Consider the following 16016-nt stretch of genomic DNA (forward strand, 5'->3'; position numbering starts at 1 on the left):
GACTGCTTTGCAGTCCAGCGGGGATAAATCCCCTCGCCACGGTTTTCGCGTCTGCCAATGTAGCGGTAATCTGCCGGCCATTTGGGGTGGTGAGGTTTCATGAGATTTGTTTTCCGGCTTTCGCTGGCGCTCGCCGCGTTGCTGTCGGGCGGCTGCGGGCAGCCGACACCGGTCGTTCTAGACCAACAGCTGTATATCTGGCAACGCCAGTGGACGCCGGCTCATGAGTCGGCGCTGCGTCAGAGCCGTGGCGATTTCTCCAGTTTGCGGGTGTTGGCATTGCAGGCGTTCCCTGGGGCAGGGTGGAGCCGCGCACATATCGATCCGGCCTTGCTCAAGGCGGATGGCCGCCCTGTGATTGCCGTGATTCGCCTGGACGGCCAGCTCAAAGCCCTGGATCAGGACGAGGTGATTGCGCAGATCCAGCAAGTCTTGAGCGATTGGCAGGCCCAAGGCCTGGCGCCGGTGGGTGTGGAGATCGACCACGACGCCGGCAACGCCCGGCTGCCGGCCTACGGAAAATTCCTTCACCAACTGCGCCAGGTGTTGCCCGAAAGCTTGCGGCTGAGCATCACGGCGCTGCCGGCCTGGCTCGACAGCCCGGCACTGCCAGGATTGCTGGCAACGGTAGACAGCAGCGTGTTGCAAGCCCATGCGGTGAGCGACCCGCAGCAAGGGTTGTTCGATCCGGAACTGGCTCGGCGCTGGGCTGAGCGCTGGGGTGCGGTCACCACACGGCCGTTCTATCTGGCCTTGCCCGCCTACGGCGTGGCGTTGCTGACAAAGGACGGCGGCGGGCCGGTGGTTGAAAGCGAAGTGCCGATCGATCGGGTCGGCGAACGTCGGGAGTTGTTGGCCGATCCGCAACAAGTCGCCGGATTGGCGGCCGACTTGCGGGCCGACCCGCCCAAGCATCTGGCCGGGCTGATCTGGTTTCGCCTGCCACTGGCCGGCGACCGACGGGCCTGGAGCCTGACCACCCTCAGCGCCGTCGCCCGAGGGGACAACCTGGACAGCCGCTTGGCCTTGCAGTTGGAAGAGCGGGGCGGGCTGTACGACATCCGCCTGGTTAACCAGGGCAATCTGGATAGCCCTTGGCCGCAACGCCTGACCCTGGCGGTCGGCGCGTGTGACGGTGTCGATGCCTTGGCGGGTTACACATTGCAACAAAGTCCCGGACTGCTTACCTTCACCCGCATTCAGCAAGGCCGCCTGGCTGCGGGTGCGCAACGGGCAATCGGCTGGGCGCGCTGTACAAAAATTGAACAAGGAGCTTTCAATGTTTACCCGTAAGTGGCCTCGTCGCCTGCTGTGTCTGAGCCTCAGCCTGCCGTTAGGCTCCGCGTTGGCGTGCGGGCCGGAATTCCCGATGCGCCTGCTGGATAATCGCGCCCAATCCCTGGCCGAACTGCCCGAAGGCAGCTTTCGCTTCGAAGTCAGCCGTCTCGGCCAGGCCATCAACGGGCTCAAGCCGGTCACCGAGGCGACGCGCAATCCCGATTACAGCTATGACGATGTGTCTTCCTACATTGAACAGCGCAATCAGGCCGAACGGATCGGCCTGACCCCACCCCAGCAAGCGGTGGTGGAACGGCTGCGGGCGATGACGGATCCGGAGCAGATCGCTGTCGAAGCGGCAAAGCTGCCTGACGAGCTGCGTTTGTATGCCATCGGCGCGGCGGCTTTCAGCGCTGGCGAGCATCAACGTGCCGTCGAATCGTTCCAGCAACTGTTGGCGTTACCGGCCGACCAGCGTCCGCTGCGCAGCACCTGGGCCGCGTATTCCCTTGGGCGAGCCTTGTTCAACATGAGTTCCGAGGCCGGCAGCGGCGAACCGGCGGCCTTGCACCAGCAGGCGCGCGAAGCGTTTCGCCAGGCCCGCGAGCTGAGCGTTGCCGGCTTTAGCGATCCCTTGGAACTGGGCGTCGCCAGCCTGGGCGAAGAAGCCCGGGTGGCCTACACCAGCAACGACTGGGACAGTGCCATCGGTTTGTATGCGAGCCAGTTATTGCAAGGTTCACCGGTGGGCTACAGCTCGCTGTTGCAACTGGCCGGTGACCTGAACGTGCAATCTGACGAGCATTTGAGCGAATTGCTCAAGAGCAAGGCGGTGCAGCGCCTGGCGACTGCGTACCTGCTCAGTCGCGTTGGCTGGTGGGACGGTGAGGAACCTTCAGGCGAGAAAAGACTGTTCCAACTCTTGCAAGCCAACACCCAAGGCAATCTTGACGATGCTGATCGCCTGGCGGCGGTGAGTTATCAACACGGTGACTACGCCAGTGCCAAGGCTTTCGTCGATAAAGCCCAAGGCAGCGGATTGGCTTGGTGGGTGCGGGCCAAGCTGGCGTTGCGCGACGGTGACAAGGTGGCAGCGGCGGCGGCTTATGCCAAGGCGGCCCAGGCCTTCCCGGACGATGAGTCGTGGGGCAGTCGCCGTACACCGGATTGGGATTTCGAGTCGGTTCAGCCCAAGTGCCGGGTCGAAGGGGAAAGCGCGATTCTTGCCTTGCAGCGCGGCGATTACTTGCAAGCCTTCGATCAGCTTTATCGCGGCCAAAGCAATTACTGGTACGACGCCGCCGCAGTCGCCGAGCGCGTGCTGACTGTCGAGGAACTCAAACAGTATGTCGACGCCCAGGTTCCAGCGCCGCCGGCGTTGAGCCAACAGGATCGGGACAACTATGTGCCGCTGCCGGTCGCCGCGAGCCTGCGCAACCTGTTGGGTCGCCGCCTGTTGAGGGAAGGGCGTTACGAGGAGGCGCCGGCCTACTTCGATAATCCCGATCTGCAGAACAAGGCGCAGGTCTACGGGCAGTTGCGTCAGGACGCCGAATCGAAATGGTGGCCGACCCGCCGGGCCGAGGCTTATTACCAAGCGTCGTGGATGGCGCGCAGGTGGGGCATGGAACTGCTCGGCTATGAGATGGCGCCGGACTACGCCAGCCTGGGCGGAAGCTACAGCTTTGAACCGGTCGAACTGAAAGTCGGGCCGCTGGTGGCCGAGGGTGAAGTGCAACGCCAGCAAGCCAGCGCCGCACAACCGGACGTGCGTTACCACTATCGGTTTGTCGCCACCGCGCTGGCGGGCAAGGCGGCTGACTATCTGCCCCACACCAGCCAGGCGTTTGCCGCGGTGTTGTGCAAGGCGGTGGGCTACAACTCCAGCCTGGAAGAGCAAAGCGCGTTGTATCAGCGTTATGTCGACGAAGGTCCCTACGTGACCTGGGCCGGCGATTTCGGTCACCAGTGCCAGGAACCGGACTTCCAGAAAGCCGACAAACGCTACGTCACCCAGGCGCTGGAACCGATTCGCTCGACGCTACGGCCTTACAAGGTTTGGCTGGAGTTTGCCGGCGTGGTGCTGGTGGTCGCGGTGGCGCTGGGGCTGATCAGCCGACGCCGACGCAAGGCACGGATGTCGGCAGGCTAAAGGGGAATACCTGTGAGGGCGAGCCTGCACGCGATGCCGTCCTGACTGACACCATGAGGCGGGACTGAAGGCCTCATCGCGAGCAGGCTCGCTCCCACAATTGAATTGGGCTCGGTCGAAATAACAGGCCGACTGTAAGGCCGCTTCGCGAGCAAGCTTTGCTCCCACAGTAGATCCAGGCACAGCCGAAAAAACAGGTCGGCTATAAAGCCGCTTTTGCTTTTTGCTTTTGATCTTGGACGCCCCATCAACCACAAGGGCCGAACGCAGGCATTGCGTAGTGGGCAACCCGGCATGGATGCCGGGTTAGCCGCGCAGGGCCATGGATGGCCCATCGCGGCGGGCCCACGGAGCAATGCCGGAGTGAGGGAACACCTCGCCTTGGCGAGGTGCCCAGTGGTGGGGCAAGAGCGCTTTGGTTACTTTCGCGCTGTCGAAAGTGACCCGCCGTAAGGGCGGAACCCTAAGCCGCCGTTACCGCAGCAATGGATATGTACTCAGTCAAAAATCCACACAGGCCTCATCGCGAGCAGGCTCGCTCCCACAGGGTCAAGGGGCAGCCGCTTACATCTGCGTGGCCATTCCTTCGACATCCATCGCCGCCTGACGCAACGCCTCTGAACGGGTCGGGTGCGGGTGGCAGGTCAGGGCAATGTCTTCGGCCGAGGCGCTGAACTCCATCGCCACGCAGTATTCGCCGATCATTTCACTGACGCTAGGGCCTATCAGGTGCACCCCGAGAATCTGGTCGGTCCGCTCATCGGCCAGTACCTTGGCGAAGCCTTCGGTCTCGTGGTTGATCTTGGCCCGGCTATTGGCAGTGAATGGAAATTTTCCGACCTTGTACGCACGGCCTTCGGCCTTGAGCTGTTCCTCGGTCTTGCCAACGCTCGCCAGTTCCGGGCGGGTGTAGATGACGCTGGGAATCAGATCGTAGTTGACCTCGGCGGCCTTGCCGGCGATCCGCTCGATGCAGGCCATGGCTTCGTCTTCAGCCTTGTGGGCCAGCATCGGGCCGGAGGTCACGTCGCCGATCACCCACACGCCGGGTGCTTCGGTGCGGTGCTGCTGGTGGGCGAGCATGCCGCGCTTGTCGGTAGCGAGTCCGACATTCTCCAGCCCCAACCCTTGGGTGTAAGGCCGACGGCCAATGGCGACCAGCACGTAGTCGGCGTCCATGGCCTGGGACTCGCCGCCCGCCGCCGGTTCAATCTGCAACTGCACACCGCTGGCCGAGGGCACGGCGCCGGTGACTTTGGTGCTTAGCTTGAAGGTAATGCCCTGTTTGGCCAGGGCGCGTTGCAGGGTCTTGCCGGCTTCAGCATCCACGCCCGGACAGATGCGATCCAGGTACTCGATCACCGTTACCTGCGCCCCCAGTCGGCGCCAGACCGAACCCAGTTCCAGGCCAATGACCCCAGCGCCGATCACCACCAGATGACGCGGCACTTCATTCAGGGACAACGCGCCGGTGGAGTCGAGGATGCGCTGGTTATCGATGGTCACGCCGGGCAGTGGAGTGGGCTCGGAACCGGTGGCGATGACGATGTCCTTGGCGCTGAGCTGGGTCTTGCTGGCGTCTGCGTGGGTAACGGTGACTCTGCCCGGACCGTCGATATGGCTCCAGCCTTTGATCCAGTCGACCTTGTTCTTGCGAAACAGAAACTCGATGCCTTTGGTCAGGCCTGCGACGCTCTCGTCTTTCTGTTTCATCATTTGCGCGAGATTGAGCCTCGGGGTGACGTCGATACCCAGATCGGCGAACTCTTTGCCAGTGGCCGCTTCGTACAACTCCGAGGCGTGGAGCAATGCTTTGGAGGGCATGCAGCCCACGTTCAGGCAGGTGCCGCCCAGGGTCGCCCGGCCTTCGACGCAGGCGGCTTTGAGCCCCAGCTGTCCGGCACGGATCGCCGCGTTATAGCCACCGGGGCCGCCGCCCAGAATCACCACGTCGTAGTTGCTCATCGCTACACTCCCCGTTCGGACTGGAAAAAATTATGCTCGTAATATGAGCGTTTTTGCAGATTCAGGTCAAGGCTCTAGTCAAGTGCCTGCACGGCCCTCGTCATGAAGAATTCAAAACGGAAATTTCACAGCAATCGTTATAAGGTAACGGGATATAACGAAGCGGCGCTGGTGTTTTCCACCGGCCCGGATTTTTGATCGCTACAGGCGCTGGGGTGGTATGCAAGTCGATCTGGATGTCGAGGGGGCCCAGGTGGCCCAATGGCCGCGCTTTCAGCGAGCGACGTTCCAGGCGCAACGCCTGAAGCGCATCGGTGTTGCACTGACAACGATGGCCGGCCTGGGACTTGTCCTGGCGTTTTTCATCGGACTCTTTTCGCCGCAATCGCTGTGGCCGGCTTTGCTGGTCAGCCAGAGCGCCGGGTTGCTGGTGCTGGTGGCGGGCGTGCAGTCCGTCTGGTGGATCACCCGGTGGCGCAGCCAGGCATTAGCGCCGACAGCCGGAAATGACACGGTCTTGGAATATCCGGGGCAGGAGAACCCTGGCTGGTATGAGCGACTGCTTGATCGCATTGGCGCCCGCTCGGTTCAACTGCTCAAGCAGATCGGTGCGCCCACCTCGTGGCTGGCCGGTTGGGCAACGCTCGTGCTGTTGAGCCTGGAGCAGACCTGGGACTTGAACTTGCCTGCGGCGGCGCTTGGTATGTCGGCCAGCGTGGGGGCAGTGCTGGGCTTGCTGTCGGCGTTCGGGCTGTTGGTGTTCGAGCGTCAGTTGGTCCAGCAATCCCCTTTGGAATGGCCGGAAGCCCAGCAACTGGCGCAATTGGCCCGGGTGCCGATCATCGTTCTGGTGCTCGGCACGTTGTGCTTGCTGTTCGCTTCGCAAACGTCTGTGTGGCCGGTGCGCCTGGCGGTGTTGATGGGGATTTTGCCAGGGGTGGTGGCGCTGGAGTTATTGCTGCGTGCATTGCTTTCGCTGTTCGTTGCGCGGCGAGATACCGTGGAGCCGACGCTGCTTGGCCGCAGTGTCGTTGCCGACCTGTTGCGCTGGCCGCCGCAACCGCTGTTGGCGCTGCAGCATGAGCTGCACAACCGTTTCGGCATCGACCTGCGTCAGATCTGGGCGTTCGGTTACATGCGCCGCGCGTTCTTGCCGGTTCTGGCGCTCGTGTCATTGCTGGGTTGGTCACTCACGGGGGTGCATGAAGTGCCGTTGCATGAGCGGGGCATCTATGAGCGTTTCGGCAAACCGGTGGAAGTCTTCGGCCCGGGCTTGCACGCTGGATTGCCCTGGCCGTGGGGCAGGGTACTCCCTGTCGAATACGGGGTGGTGCGCGAATTGGCGACCAGCGCGAGCGACAAACCCGTGCCCACCCAGACGGAACCGGCGGATGGACCGGCGCCGCTGATTGCCAATCGCCTGTGGGACGCCAGCCATGTGAACGACAAATCCCAGGTGATTGCCAGCCGCCGTGCCGATCAGCAGAGCTTTCAGATCGTCAACATGGATGTGCGCTTCGTCTATCGCATCGGTCTGACTGACGCAGCGGCATTGGCCGCGACCTACAACAGTGCCGATGTGCCAACGCTGATTCGCAGCATCGCCAGCCGTGTCCTGGTGCACGAGTTTGCGTCGCGCACGCTGGACGGCTTGCTCGGTGTGGACCGTCTCAGCCTGGCCGATGAAATCGGTCGCGCCGTGCAGGCCGATTTGCAATCACTCGACAGCGGCGTAGAAATACTCGCAACCGTGGTGGAAGCGATTCACCCGCCGGCGGGGGCGGCCAATGCCTACCACGGTGTGCAAGCGGCACAGATCGGCGTCCAGGCGTTGATTGCCCGAGAGCGTGGCGCGGCGGCGGAGCAGATCAACCAGGCGCAGCTACAAGCCAGCATTGCCCATGACCAGGCCCAGGCCAGTGCCCAGGAAATCAACGCCGCTGCCCAGGCCAGCGACTTGCGCTTCAGCGCCGACCAGAAAGCCTACACAACCGCCGGCCATGCCTTTGTGCTGGAGCAATTCCTCAGCCAACTGAGCCGGGGCCTCGGCAATGCCAGGCTGTTGATTCTTGATCATCGCCTGGGCGCCGGCGGCAACGCGCCGACTATCGACCTGCGTACCTTCATGCTGCCGGCAGACCCCGCGTCGCCGCGTAACTCTGTCCAGCCAGGAGCTGCCCATTGAGCCAGTCCTCTTCCCACACTCATCATGATCACGCCGGCCACGATCACGCGCATGCCGGTCATCACCATGGCCATCACCACCACCATCATGGCGATCCGCAGCAGGCCGGTCCGTTTCCCTGGCGGCGGATGGGCTGGGCAGCGCTGCTGGTGGCATTCGCCATCGCAGCCGCCAGCCTTGTACAAGTGCGCTCGGGGGAGGCCACCGTCATTACTCGTTTTGGCAATCCGGCCCGGGTGCTGTTGCAACCGGGGCTGGGTTGGCGTTGGCCGGCGCCGTTCGAAGCGGCGATCCCGGTGGACCTGCGACTGCGCACCACCTCCAGCGGGCTACAGGATGTCGGGACACGCGACGGGTTGCGGATCATCGTTCAGGCTTACGTGGCTTGGCAGGTCCAGGGGGATCCCGATAACGTTCAGCGCTTCATGCGCGCAGTGCAGAATCAACCGGATGAAGCAGCGCGGCAGATTCGAACCTTCGTAGGTTCGGCGCTGGAAACCACGGCGGCCAGTTTTGACCTGGCGAATCTGGTGAACACCGACGCCAGCCAAGTGCGCATCGCCGATTTCGAAGCGCAATTGCGTCAGCAGATCGACCAGCAGTTGCTCACGACGTATGGCGTGCGCGTGTTGCAGGTGGGTGTCGAGCGCCTGACGCTGCCCTCGGTCACGCTGACCGCAACAGTGGACCGCATGCGGGCCGAGCGCGAAACCATCGCCACCGAACGTACCGCCATCGGCAAGCGCGAAGCGGCGCAGATCCGTTCGGCTGCCGAACGCGATGCGCGGATCGTGCAGGCTGATGCCACGGTAAAAGCCGCCGATATCGAGGCGCGATCCCGGGTGGAAGCGGCGGCCATCTATGGCAAGGCGTATGCCGGTGCACCCCAGCTCTACAACCTGCTGCGCTCGCTGGACACTTTGGGCACGATTGTCAGCCCTGGCACCAAACTCATTTTGCGCACGGACGCGGCGCCGTTTCGGGTGTTGGTGGACGGTCCACCTTCCATGGAACTCAAAGGTGGAACACAACCATGAGTTTGGTTCCACGTGGAACAAATGAGTTATCCAGTCCGTGGATCCAGGCTGGGCGCCTGGCTTTTCTGGCCCTGTATGCGGTAACGGTGCTGACGGCGCTGGCTTGGGCGTTTTCCAACGTCCGCCAGATTGACCCACAAGACCGCGCGGTGGTGCTGCGCTTTGGCGCTTTGGATCGAATCCAGAATGCGGGCCTGTTATTGGCTTGGCCACGTCCCGTGGAACAAGTGGTGTTGCTACCGGCAGCAGACCGGGTGCTTGAACGGCGCGTGGAAAATCTGCTGCGTTCGGATGAAGCGCTGCAGGCTGATCGCGTTGCCAGTTTCGCTACACCGGTGAGCGATGCGCTGGCAGGGTCTGGTTATTTATTGACCGGAGACGCCGGTGTGGTGCAACTGGATGTACGGGTGTTCTACAGAGTGACCGATCCGTTTGCCTTTGTGTTGCAAGGAGAACATGTGCTGCCTGCATTGGACCGGATAGCCACGCGTAGCGCCTTGGCACTCACGGCGGCACGGGATCTGGACACCATTCTGGTGGCTCGTCCTGAACTAATGGGCAGTGACAATCAGGCCGCCGAACGCCGCGAACGCTTGCGTGGCGATTTGGTGCAAGGCATCAACCGCCGCTTGGCCGACCTGGCGACGACAGGGCAGGGGCTGGGTCTGGAAGTGGTGCGGGTCGATGTGCAATCGAGTCTGCCCGGGCCGGCCGTTGGTGCATTCAATGCCGTACTGACGGCCAGCCAACAGGCGGACAAGGCTGTTGCCAACGCCCGGACCGAAGCCGAAAAACTGACTCAGACCGCTCGACAGGAGGCTGACCGCGCCGTGCAAGTCGCCCATGCCCAGGCCAGCGAGCGGCTCGCCAGGGCTTCGGCCGACACCGCCACGGTGCTCGGTCTGGCGAAAACCCAAGGCAGCGATCCGCAACTGTTGTTGCGCCTGTATCGCGAACGCATGCCTGGCATTCTCCGCCAGGCCGGCTCAGTGACCACGGTTAATCCGAAAGACGATTCCCGCCTGATCATTCAGGGAGCCGAACAATGACCGCCCAAACCCACGCCTTGCCCATGCTATCTTCGGCTGAACAACGCGTTGCCGCCCGGCAGTTGACCCTGGCGATGCTCGCCCTCGGTTTGCTCGCATTAGGTCTGGCATGGCGCGGCTGGTCGCCGGAGCAGAGCGGGGTCAGTCAACTGCTGCTGGGCTTTGCCTCGCTGCTGGTGGCGGTGCCGGTGATGCGGTCGGCCTGGTACAGCTTGCGCTACCCCAGCCTCCACGGGATCACCGATCAACTGATCGCTTTGGCCATGCTGGGTGCTTGGGCGACAGGCGATCTGCTGACGGCGGCGCTGTTGCCGATCATCATGATCTTCGGCCATGTGCTGGAAGAGCGCAGCGTCATCGGCTCCCAAGAGGCGATCCACGCCCTGGGCCAGCTGACGCGCAGCCAAGGGCGCAAGGTGCAGGCCGACGGAACGATCATCGACGTGGACAACGGCACGCTACGGCCAGGCGATGTGGTGGAGGTGCGTGCCGGAGACCGAGTGCCTGCGGACGGCCGGGTGCTGTCCGGCCAGGCCAGTCTGGACACTGCGCCGATCACTGGCGAATCGGTGCCACTTGAGGCTGTGGTGGGGACTGACGTCTTCGGTGGGGCAATTAACCTGGACGGCTTGTTGCGCCTGGAAGTGACCCGCACCGGTGACGAGTCCACGTTGGGTAAAGTCATCGCCCTGATGCAAAACGCGGAGCGCTCGAAGCCGCCGATCACCCGATTGCTGGAGCGCTACGCCGGCAGCTATCTGGTGCTGGTGTTGCTGCTGGCAGCGGTAACCTGGTTCGTGACGAACGATGCCCAGGCGATGCTCGCGGTGCTGGTCGCGGCGTGCCCCTGCGCGTTGGTGTTGTCGGCGCCCGCCACAGCCATTGCCGGGATTGCGGTGGCGGCACGCCATGGAATCCTGATTCGCAGTTCGGCATTTCTTGAAGAGCTGGCGGACCTCACTTCATTGGTGGTCGACAAGACCGGGACCCTGACCTACGGCGCCCTGCGCCTGCAATCGGTGGAACGCGCCCGTGACGATCACGCGTCTATGTTGTTGCCCTTGGCCGCCAGCCTGGGTTCGGCCAGCAGCCATCCAGTCAGCCGTGCACTGGCCGGGTTGGTGGAGGCGGAAAGTGCTGTGCCGCTGACACAGATACATGAGCGCCAAGGGCTGGGCGTCGTCGCGATGACCGCACAGGGCGAAGCGGCGCTCGGCCGGCCCGAATTGTTCGCCCTACTGGGTATCGAGACGCCGGCCGTGCCGGATCACGACGGTCCTATTGCCGGCCTGGCGCTGGGCGGACAGTTCCTCGCCTGGCTGCTGTTGGCCGACAGTATGAAACCGGAGGCCAGGGTCGCGATGGCTGAACTGCGGGAGCTGGGACTGGGGCGGCAACTGTTGCTCACCGGCGACCGACAGAGTGTAGCCACTACGTTGGCAAGGGACGTCGGCATTGGCGATGTGCAAGCCCAGGCCTTGCCCGAGGACAAACTCAAACGAGTCATGGGCGAGATCGCTCATGGCTACCGCCCTATGGTGGTAGGCGATGGCATCAACGATTCCCTGGCGCTCAAGGCCGGCGTGGTGGGCGTCGCGATGGGCGCGGGCGGCGCGGACATCGCGCTGGCGTCGGCGGATATCGTGCTGATCGGCAGTGACCTGCGGCGCCTTGGCACGTGCGTGCGGCTCAGCCGTCAGTGCCGACGCACACTGCAGGTCAATGTGATCATCGGCCTGGGCTGGACGTTGGCCATCGTCGCGTTTGCCGCCTTCGGCTGGCTGGGTGCGGCGGGGGCGATGATCGCTGCACTGCTGCACAACCTGAGCACGTTGCTGGTCTTGGGGAATGCCGGACGCCTGCTGCGGTTCCAGGAGCCGTTGGCGAAGATCCATCAGGATGGACAGTCGCAAGCGTTGGGTCGAACTGTGGACTAGACTTGCGGTCAGCAACGAAGAGAGGGGCACGCCATATCAGGCAGTTACTGGCATCCAGTAGATCAGGACGGCGATAGATAAAGGCTATAAATTCGATAGCCTGCTATTTTTCCAGCATGGACTACCCTCATTTCAGGTATCTGGAATCAGGGGGATATCCCATGCTCGCGCAACTTCCACCGGCCTTACAGAATTTGCATCTGCCGCTTCGGCTTCGGCTCTGGGACGGCCATGAATTCGCGCTGGGGGCCGATCCCAGCGTCACGATCGTGGTCAAGGACCCACAAATGGTCGCGCAATTGACCCATCCCAGCCTGGATGCGCTGGGGGCCGCGTTCGTCGAAGGCAAACTGGAACTCGAAGGTTCGATCCACGAGGTCGTCCGGGTTTGTGATGAATGGAGCCAGGCCCTGCTGGAGGAAGACATCGGCAGTCAGCCGGTTCGGTCGGTCCATGACAAGGAAACCGACGCCAAGGCCATTTCCTACCATTACGATCTTTCCAACGCGTTTTATCAGCTGTGGCTCGACAGCGACATGGCCTATTCCTGCGCCTATTTCGAGACGGGCAGTGAAACGCTGGAGCAGGCGCAACAGGCCAAATTCCGTCATCTGTGCCGCAAGCTGCGTTTGCAGCCGGGAGATTATCTGCTAGACGTGGGCTGTGGCTGGGGCGGCTTGGCGCGTTATGCCGCAAGGGAATTCGGCGCCAGGGTCTTTGGCATCACCTTGAGCAAGGCTCAATTGAATTTGGCTCGCGAGCGAGTCAAGGCTGAAGGCTTGGAAGGCCAGGTGGAACTGCAATTGCTCGATTATCGAGACTTGCCCCAGGATGGCCGCTTCGACAAGGTGGTCAGCGTCGGGATGTTCGAGCATGTGGGTCATGCCAATCTCGCCCAGTACTCCAAGACACTGTTCGGCGCGGTACGCGAAGGCGGGTTGGTCATGAATCATGGCATCACTGCCAGGCACACCGATGGCCGTCCGGTTGGAAGGGGGGCAGGTGATTTCATCGAGAAGTATGTGTTCCCCAATGGCGAGCTACCGCACCTGTCGATGATTTCCGCCCATATCAGCGAGGCCGGGCTGGAGATTGTCGATGTGGAAAGCCTGCGCTTGCATTATGCCCGCACGCTCGATCATTGGAGCGAGCGCCTGGAGGACAACCTCGAGGCCGCAGCGAAAGAAGTGCCGGAGCAGGCGCTACGGATCTGGCGGTTGTATCTGGCCGGGTGTGCCTATGCGTTCGCCAAGGGCTGGATCAACCTGCACCAGATCCTGGCGGTGAAGGCGCATGCCGATGGAAGTCATGAGTTGCCATGGACCCGTGACGACATCTACAGGCCCTAGAGGATCGGCGAGATAAGCCGGGCGATCCGCATGCCGATTTTCTGCACGCGGTGAGTCTCCCGGCTTTCCTGTTTGTCGATTTCCAGGGCTTGGGCGAAATCCTTTTCGAGCATCTGTTCGACCTCGGTGGCGAATGAACTGTCCACGGTGAGCAGCATCACTTCGAAATTCAAGCGGAACGACCTGTTGTCGAGATTCGCGCTACCGATGGCGCTGATTTCCTGGTCGATCAGCACCACTTTCTGGTGCAGGAAGCCCGGCCCATAGCGGAACACCCGGACGCCGGCGCGCACCGCTTCGAATGCGTAGAGGCTCGACGCCGCATAGACCACCTTGTGGTCGGGACGTGAAGGCAGCAGGATGCGCACATCCACCCCGCGCAATACCGCCAGGCGTAACGCCGCAAACACCGCCTCGTCCGGAATGAAATACGGCGTGGTGATCCAGACCCGTTCGCTGGCCGCGTGAATCGCTTCAACGAAGAACAGCGAGCAGGTTTCGTAGGGGTCGGCCGGGCCACTGGCGAGCAGTTGGCAAAGCACACCGTCATCCGGATAAGCGTCCGGCAGAATCAGCGGCGGTAGCGAACGGGCCGCCCAGAACCAATCTTCGGCGAACGACTCCTGCATGCTCGCCACCACCGGTCCGCGGACCTGGACATGGGTATCGCGCCAAGGCGCCAGCGGAGGCATTTCGCCGAGGTATTCATCGCCCACGTTGTGCCCGCCGACAAACCCCAGCACGCCATCTACCGCGACGATCTTGCGGTGGTTACGGAAATTGACCTGGAACCGGTTGAGCCAGCCGCTACGAGTGGCGAACGCTTTGACATGTACGCCGCCGTCGCGCAGGGCCTGGACATAATGGTGGGGCAGGGCGTGGCTACCGATCCGGTCGTAAAGCAGATACACCGCCACGCCTTCGGCAGCTTTCTTCAGGAGCAGCGTTTTCAGGCGTTGGCCGAGCCGGTCGTCATGAATGATGAAAAACTGGATCAGCACTGCCTGTCGGGCAGCTTCGATGGCTTGGAATATCGCCTCGAAGGTCGCTCGTCCATCCACCAGCAAGCGCACCTGGTTATTCGCCAGGCAAGGTGCCCGTCCCAGTTTTGGCATGGCCCGCAACGAGGCATAGGCCTTGGATGCTCGGGCTGCGAGGGCTTCCTCGACCCAGGGGCGCCAGTTCAATTCCGAGATGGCTTTGCGCATCTGCTCGTTGGCCTGTCGACGGGCCTTGATGTAGCCATCGAAGGTGCTGCGGCCGAACACCAAGTAAGGAATCAGCGTCAGGTAGGGAATGAACACCAGCGACAAGGCCCAGGCGATCGAGCCTTGGGCGGTTCGTACAGTCAGTACCGCATGCACGGCGGCGATGGCGCCCAGGGTATGCAGCAGCGCGATCAGGTAACCGAAAACATGCGGGCCGAAGTAATCCATTGGGCAGTCTTGCTCCTGAAGTCCAATGCTTAACAGACCATGTTCCACGGCGAATGTCGCTATTTAAATCACTGGCTCGCGCCTGAACCGAAGTATGCCTGCGGCGTCTAACGGCCACTTGTCCTCTGGAGTTCTTGCAATGAATGTTCGTCTGCTGGGTTTGGCCTTGGCGGTGGGTTTATCGATTCCTGTGGCCGCTCAGGCGCAGATGCTTCAACCGGGGCTGTGGGAATTGACGACCAGCAATATGAAAGTCGACAACCAGAACCTGCCGGACCTGCAACTGATCCTCGGCCAGCTGCAAACCCAGATGACTCCGGAGCAACGGGCCATGCTGGAAAAGCAGGGCATTACCATGGGCGGCAAAGGCATCCGTGTATGCCTGACCCCAGCCCAGGTGCAAACCAATGACATCCCGCTGCAAGACCCTCAATCGGGGTGCAAGCAGCAGATCACCGAGCGGACCGGCAACCAGTGGAAGTTTCGCTTCAGTTGCCCGAAAGCGCAGGGTAGTGGGGTGGCGACGTTCCAGAGCGACCGTGAATTCACCACCAAGGTCAACGGCACGTTCAACGCCACCGGCATCCAGCAGAACGGCAGCCTCGATACCCGTGCCGTGTGGCTGGGGCAGGATTGCGGAACGGTCAAGCCGCGGGCCTGACGGGCCCCAAGCTCCTGTGGCGAGGTAGCTTGCTCCCGCTGGGTCGCGACGCGGCCCCAAAAAGGATCTGTGGCCACTGCGCATTCAAGGCCGGCCCAACGCCTCATACAACGTATTGAGGTTGTATTCAAACAGGCCAGTGAACGTACTGGCCGGTCCACTCGCAGCAAGGGCATCGGAATACAGTGTTCCGCCGATGTGCGCTCCACTCTCGTCGGCGATCTGCTTGAGCAGCCTGGCGTCCTTGATGTTTTCCATGAATACCGCTTTGACCTTCGCCTGACGGATCTGGGTAATCAGTGCGGCAACCTCCGCCGCCGATGGCTCACGCTCCGTGGATAACCCTTGGGGCGCCATAAAGTCGATGCCATAGGCCTGGCCCAGATAGCCGAAGGCATCATGGGAGGTCACGATCTTGCGATTGCCCGCAGGCAGTGTGCCGAGCTTGGACTTCGCTTCGGCGAGCAGTCCGTAGATTTTCTTGAGATACGCTTGGCTGTTTCGCTCGTAGTCGGCCTTATTGGCCGGGTCCACGGCTTCCAAGGCCTTGGTGATGTTGCGAACGTACAGCTCGGCATTGGCCAGATTGTGCCAGGCATGTGGGTCTGGAATGGTCTCGCCATCCTCTTCCAGTGAGCGTGGAATGACCCCACGGCTGGCGCTGATCACCGGTGCTTTTGTTTCAGTGCTCGTAATCAGCCGATCCAGCCACGGCTCGAAACCCAACCCATTCTTGATGATCAGTTTTGCGCTGAGTAGTGCCTTGGCATCGTCGGGCGTGGGCTCGTATGTGTGTGCGTCGGCATCCGGGCCGACCATGTTGGTGATCTGGATATGGTTACCGCCGACCTGTCGGGTCATGTCGGCGAGGATACTGAAACTGGTCACCACCTGGAGTTTTTCAGCGGCTGATAAAGACATGGACAGCGTCAGACTGAGCAGCACGAGCAGCATACGCATGGGCGCA

At 62.1% G+C, this 16016-nt stretch carries 11 protein-coding genes; 8 read left to right on the top strand and 3 right to left on the bottom strand.

Annotation, left to right across the window (positions count from 1 at the left end):
* Positions 1–99 precede the first annotated feature (99 nt).
* Together ACLEJR_RS07295 and ACLEJR_RS07300 are read left to right on the top strand one after the other, a co-directional pair.
* The gene (locus ACLEJR_RS07295; RefSeq protein ID WP_440812994.1) at positions 100–1293 is read left to right on the top strand and encodes a DUF3142 domain-containing protein; all 1194 of its coding nucleotides are present in this window, start codon (positions 100–102) and stop codon (positions 1291–1293) included.
* Positions 1280–3430 (top strand): tetratricopeptide repeat protein, encoded by a 2151-nt coding sequence (locus tag ACLEJR_RS07300; RefSeq protein WP_440812996.1) that lies wholly within the window; start codon positions 1280–1282, stop codon positions 3428–3430. The genes ACLEJR_RS07295 and ACLEJR_RS07300 overlap by 14 nt, the downstream gene beginning before the upstream one ends.
* A gap of 564 nt (positions 3431–3994) precedes the next feature.
* Here ACLEJR_RS07300 and lpdA read toward each other — a convergent pair.
* Positions 3995–5395, bottom strand: a complete 1401-nt coding sequence (gene lpdA, locus ACLEJR_RS07305) for a dihydrolipoyl dehydrogenase (protein ID WP_440812999.1) — start codon at positions 5393–5395, stop codon at positions 3995–3997.
* 220 nt (positions 5396–5615) lie between these two features.
* On the opposite strand from lpdA, the gene hflK (ACLEJR_RS07310) reads away from it, so the two are divergent.
* From hflK (ACLEJR_RS07310) to cfaB, 5 genes are all read left to right on the top strand, one after another.
* Complete coding sequence (hflK, locus tag ACLEJR_RS07310) at positions 5616–7580, top strand: protease modulator HflK (protein WP_440813001.1); 1965 nt, start codon at positions 5616–5618, stop codon at positions 7578–7580.
* Positions 7577–8617, top strand: coding sequence for a protease modulator HflC (gene hflC / locus ACLEJR_RS07315; protein ID WP_440813004.1), 1041 nt, complete (start codon positions 7577–7579; stop codon positions 8615–8617). Before hflK (ACLEJR_RS07310) ends, hflC begins: the two co-directional genes overlap by 4 nt.
* Entirely contained in the window at positions 8614–9666 is a 1053-nt protein-coding gene (hflK, locus tag ACLEJR_RS07320; RefSeq protein ID WP_440813006.1) for a protease modulator HflK, read from the top strand. The genes hflC and hflK (ACLEJR_RS07320) overlap by 4 nt, the downstream gene beginning before the upstream one ends.
* Positions 9663–11603, top strand: a complete 1941-nt coding sequence (locus ACLEJR_RS07325; RefSeq protein WP_440794671.1) for a heavy metal translocating P-type ATPase — start codon at positions 9663–9665, stop codon at positions 11601–11603. The genes hflK (ACLEJR_RS07320) and ACLEJR_RS07325 overlap by 4 nt, the downstream gene beginning before the upstream one ends.
* A 161-nt stretch (positions 11604–11764) precedes the next feature.
* Positions 11765–12952, top strand: coding sequence for a C17 cyclopropane fatty acid synthase CfaB (gene cfaB, locus ACLEJR_RS07330; RefSeq protein ID WP_440813008.1), 1188 nt, complete (start codon positions 11765–11767; stop codon positions 12950–12952).
* Here cfaB and cls read toward each other — a convergent pair.
* Positions 12949–14388, bottom strand: coding sequence for a cardiolipin synthase (gene cls, locus ACLEJR_RS07335; RefSeq protein WP_440813011.1), 1440 nt, complete (start codon positions 14386–14388; stop codon positions 12949–12951). The genes cfaB and cls overlap by 4 nt on opposite strands.
* A 139-nt stretch (positions 14389–14527) precedes the next feature.
* Here cls and ACLEJR_RS07340 point away from each other — a divergent pair, with 139 nt between their 5' ends.
* Complete coding sequence (locus tag ACLEJR_RS07340) at positions 14528–15049, top strand: DUF3617 domain-containing protein (RefSeq protein WP_440794677.1); 522 nt, start codon at positions 14528–14530, stop codon at positions 15047–15049.
* Between the two features lie 84 nt (positions 15050–15133).
* On the opposite strand, the gene ACLEJR_RS07345 is transcribed toward ACLEJR_RS07340, so the two are convergent.
* On the bottom strand, positions 15134–16009 hold the full coding sequence (locus ACLEJR_RS07345; protein ID WP_440813013.1) for a metal ABC transporter substrate-binding protein: 876 nt from the start codon (positions 16007–16009) through the stop codon (positions 15134–15136).
* Between the last annotated feature and the right edge of the window lie 7 nt (positions 16010–16016).

Origin of the sequence: Pseudomonas sp. SMN5 (assembly GCF_052041925.1) — a bacterium.
In the GTDB taxonomy this organism is placed as follows: domain Bacteria; phylum Pseudomonadota; class Gammaproteobacteria; order Pseudomonadales; family Pseudomonadaceae; genus Aquipseudomonas.

What these genes read in the sequence shown, in the direction of transcription:
- hflK (WP_440813006.1), top strand. Translation starts at nt 8,614, where the DNA reads ATGAGTTTGGTTCCACGTGGAACAAATGAGTTATCCAGTCCGTGGATC.
- ACLEJR_RS07325 (WP_440794671.1), top strand. Translation starts at nt 9,663, where the DNA reads ATGACCGCCCAAACCCACGCCTTGCCCATGCTATCTTCGGCTGAACAA.
- ACLEJR_RS07295 (WP_440812994.1), top strand. Translation starts at nt 100, where the DNA reads ATGAGATTTGTTTTCCGGCTTTCGCTGGCGCTCGCCGCGTTGCTGTCG.
- ACLEJR_RS07300 (WP_440812996.1), top strand. Translation starts at nt 1,280, where the DNA reads ATGTTTACCCGTAAGTGGCCTCGTCGCCTGCTGTGTCTGAGCCTCAGC.
- hflK (WP_440813001.1), top strand. Translation starts at nt 5,616, where the DNA reads ATGCAAGTCGATCTGGATGTCGAGGGGGCCCAGGTGGCCCAATGGCCG.
- ACLEJR_RS07340 (WP_440794677.1), top strand. Translation starts at nt 14,528, where the DNA reads ATGAATGTTCGTCTGCTGGGTTTGGCCTTGGCGGTGGGTTTATCGATT.
- lpdA (WP_440812999.1), bottom strand. Translation starts at nt 5,395, where the DNA reads ATGAGCAACTACGACGTGGTGATTCTGGGCGGCGGCCCCGGTGGCTAT.
- cls (WP_440813011.1), bottom strand. Translation starts at nt 14,388, where the DNA reads ATGGATTACTTCGGCCCGCATGTTTTCGGTTACCTGATCGCGCTGCTG.
- cfaB (WP_440813008.1), top strand. Translation starts at nt 11,765, where the DNA reads ATGCTCGCGCAACTTCCACCGGCCTTACAGAATTTGCATCTGCCGCTT.
- ACLEJR_RS07345 (WP_440813013.1), bottom strand. Translation starts at nt 16,009, where the DNA reads ATGCGTATGCTGCTCGTGCTGCTCAGTCTGACGCTGTCCATGTCTTTA.